The sequence below is a fragment of the Shewanella sp. 11B5 genome (assembly GCF_002836795.1).
GTDB classification, from domain to species: Bacteria; Pseudomonadota; Gammaproteobacteria; order Enterobacterales; family Shewanellaceae; genus Shewanella; species Shewanella frigidimarina.
Genome location: NZ_PJAP01000634.1, coordinates 1 through 3,680 on the forward strand (window position 1 = coordinate 1; position 3,680 = coordinate 3,680).

The window sequence follows — 3,680 nt, forward strand, 5'->3', positions numbered from 1 at the left end:
CTATGCTGAAAGCATCAACACCAAAGCGACATGCTGCTAGAAAATTTAAATGCTGTAGGGCTAAGATGGTAAATAAAGGCAGGACACTTAATGAGAGTGGTAGCGAGTATTCACCCCCGTTACCACTCAAAATGCAGTTATAGATGAGGGCGCAGATTGCGCCCTAACACTGAGATGTAAAACGTTTTATAGAAATATCGCTATCACTCTAGCCGCATAAGCGTTTTACAGTTCTAAATAAGCCACTATGTAATCTAATCCACCATTAATGGCAGCAACTTGAGCATCGTTACATTCTTGTGCTGTCACGTGTGGACTGTCCGGATAAACCTCAGTAGTGGTATTGAAGTGATTGTCAGTAATCCCGGCACATAAACTGAGTTTTTTAACCGGGTAATTAATCACCCCAAATTGCTCTATCGGCACTTCAATTAATTGTCCATTGTCGTCAGGCGCAATGTGAGTCACTTTAGCCACAGAATCAATCACTGCTTTTTGGAAGGCTGGAGTTGGGTTATCACTGTCGCCGACTAAATAGAAACCATCAGGGATAATGCCTTTATCGTATTCAACGCCATCACGTGCAGACAGCAAAGGTCTAAACTCTAACTCATCAGTGTCAGTCGTTTCATGTAAATCGATATGGGCATATACATCTCCCAAACTTGCCACAAATGCCATCAGCGCGGCAGACTCTTCTGCAGGACTATTAGCATAAAAAGAGCGATTAGGATCGATGGCTTTAGGATTCCAACGGTTAACGGTCTCATAACCCCACGGGCTAACACACGGCGCGATGGCCACATTAAAATACTGAGTATAATCCTGTGCTTTAGTGGCTAAAAACTGAATAGCACCATGTACGCCGCTCGTTTCATAACCATGTACTCCACCAGTCACCAGAATGGTTTTCTTATTGCTATCCCATTGCTGAGATTTAAACGCAAACAGTGGATATTTATCAGCGTCATAAGATAATGCGCCGTATTGTACCTGTTCAAACGGACCATTAATCTGAGCCAGTTTACTCACCACTTCATCTTGATATGAGCGCTTTATGGCAACTTGTGCCAACCATTGTGCTTTGTCTGCGTCGGTCCATTTTTGACCTGGTGTACCAATTGGATACGGTGTTGAATTGCTCATATAACCTCGTTAATCGTTTATTTTATTGAGTTATGTATGTGTAAGTCACTTGTTGTTAACTGATGTTTATTGCTCAACTATTTGTTTACTTATATGCCGTTTTACTGGCTAACTGGATGGGATTTAGCAAAAATAACCAATGCAATCCCAACAAAAATAATGCCCGCCGATACACTAAGATGAAAACTGATCACTTCATCTAAAAAGAGAATACCGCCCACTGCGGCAATCACAGGTACCGTTAACTGTAAAACCGTAGCATGGGTTGATGTGAGTCCGCGCAATGCTTGATACCACAACGCATAACCAATACCCGATGCCATTGCACCCGATAACACTGCTAACAATATGCCTTTAACAGACAATACTGTTACTTGTGATATTGAGACTAATTGTGTCGCTGAGGTTAATTGAGGCAGGAGCCACACCACCAATACCATCACCACAACCAAAGGTAGGCTGCGAATAAAGTTATAACCTGTATCAAATAATGGGTTAACTGACTTTTTACCTAACAAAGTATACCCGCCCCAAGCACAACCGCTGATCGCCATTAATACTAATCCGGTCATCGAAGGCGCGCTTACGCCAGGTAATACTAAATAAGCAAATCCACTGAATGCCAATAATGCGCCTATCCACTCAAGTAGCGTTAACCGCTGGCCTTGAAAATAGCTAATTAACATCATGCTAATTTGCACTGCGGCAAACAAAATCAGTGCTCCGGTCGCGGTATCAAGTAACACATAGGCGTATGAAAAAGTCACCGCGTAGATAAACAACAATGCCCCTGCAAACATGCTGCCACGGCTAGTAGAGTTACTCACTGTGGTTTTAGTACTTCGCAACAGCATTAACAACCACAATACCAACGCACCTGCGATTAAACGAATAGCAGTAAAACTACTGGGGTTGATGAGTGCCGGAGTTTGTTGAGTCGATAACGCCATGCGACACAAAACTGAATTGGCAGCAAACGCGACCAAGGCAATTAAGGTATACAAAGCGATAGAAAACCTTGATAAAAATGCGGATAAGCTAGACATAACAGAGTTACTTAGTCGATTTTTTGAAACTAAATTTATGAGTAAACCACTGTATTACAGCCACTTGCTGTACGTGGGTTAAACCAAAGTAAACACAAATCCACGGTGAAAGGAGTAAAAACCACGGTAGCGCAGCAGTTGAGCGACCTGAAAATAATAAATACAAAAATCCGCCATAGATAATAATCACGCCCAGAATGCCTACGATTAGCATGATTTTTTTTAGCAGGTATTCTAACTTCGCCACGTCATTAATCCTTAAAAGTAAAAAAGCCACGCCGAGCATAAGCTCGGCGTGACAACATCATAACAAACTGAATACAGGGAATACCAATCACATTCATTATATGAAAGTGCTCAACGCGTTATATTGCTCTGAGCGAACAGATAATGAGCAAAAGCATCACTCTATCGCTTATAAGCGAATACCGCCGTCAATTTCAAATACACGACCGTTAACGTAATCGTTTTCGATAATAAATCGCACCGTTGCAGCCACTTCTTCTGGCTGACCTAAGCGCCCTACTGGGACCATTTTTTCTAAACGCTCTAATGCTTCTGGTTTCATTGCTGCGGTCATTTCGGTAGCAATAACTCCAGGAGCAACTGCTGCGCTGCGAATATTATGGCGAGCTAACTCTTTTGCCCAACCCACCGCCATAGCCGCAACGCCCGCTTTAGACGCTGAATAATTAGATTGTCCCATGTTACCGGCTTTAGCAACGCTAGAGATATTGATAATAACCCCAGCTTGCTTGGTTTCAATCATCGCTGCTGCGGCTTCGCGACCACATAAAAAGGTGCCAGTTAAATTAACATTGATAACAGATTGGAACTGCTGATATGACATGCGGTCAGTCACTACGCCATCTTTGGCTTTAATCATTAGCCCATCACGTAAAATACCGGCATTGTTAATTAATACATTCACTTTGCCAAAGTCTTCAACGATAAATTTAAAGCCAGAGACCACATCTTCTTCATCGGTAATGTCTAATGCATAACCTTGAACTTCAGTTACAGAACCTAAATCAGCACAAGCTTGTTCAAGTTTAGCCTGATCAACATCGATAAGCGCCAATTTAGCACCTTGGGCAGCTAAATCATGCGCCATAGCTAAACCTAACCCACCTGCTCCGCCAGTAATGACGACAACCTTATCTTTTAATTCCATCAACTGAATCCTTTATTTTTTCTTTGAAAATTGTTCAAAAATACTCGAAAAATCGCGACGGCCATGGCCTTGGCGAGCATGATTAACATATAAGCTACGAGCCAAGGAACCCATAGGTGTACTTGAATTAGAGGCGACTGCCGCTTCTTGCGACAACCCTAAATCTTTAACCATCAAGTCAACCATAAAACCACCTTGGTAACCTTTTGACGACGGCACATTTTCCATCACATCTGGGCATGGGTTGTACTTTTCTAACGTCCAGTTACCGCCGCTACTGACTTTCATGATATCAGACAACACTTTAGGATCTA

5 protein-coding genes are annotated in these 3,680 nt (G+C 42.4%); all 5 read right to left on the bottom strand.

Annotated elements, in window-relative coordinates:
* Positions 1–225 precede the first annotated feature (225 nt).
* The gene (locus CXF78_RS14575) at positions 226–1,146 is read right to left on the bottom strand and encodes a M14 family metallopeptidase (RefSeq protein WP_102037209.1); all 921 of its coding nucleotides are present in this window, start codon (positions 1,144–1,146) and stop codon (positions 226–228) included.
* 101 nt (positions 1,147–1,247) lie between these two features.
* Positions 1,248–2,192: a DMT family transporter gene (locus tag CXF78_RS14580; protein WP_102037210.1), complete on the bottom strand. Its 945-nt coding sequence runs from the start codon at positions 2,190–2,192 to the stop codon at positions 1,248–1,250.
* A 7-nt stretch (positions 2,193–2,199) separates the two neighbouring features.
* Positions 2,200–2,406 (bottom strand): hypothetical protein, encoded by a 207-nt coding sequence (locus CXF78_RS14585; protein WP_011636819.1) that lies wholly within the window; start codon positions 2,404–2,406, stop codon positions 2,200–2,202.
* A 201-nt stretch (positions 2,407–2,607) separates the two neighbouring features.
* On the bottom strand, positions 2,608–3,366 hold the full coding sequence (locus CXF78_RS14590) for an SDR family oxidoreductase (protein ID WP_102037211.1): 759 nt from the start codon (positions 3,364–3,366) through the stop codon (positions 2,608–2,610).
* Positions 3,367–3,378: 12 nt separating this feature from the next.
* A partial coding sequence (locus tag CXF78_RS14595; RefSeq protein ID WP_180957157.1) for an NAD-binding protein occupies positions 3,379–3,680 on the bottom strand: 302 nt, incomplete at its 5' end.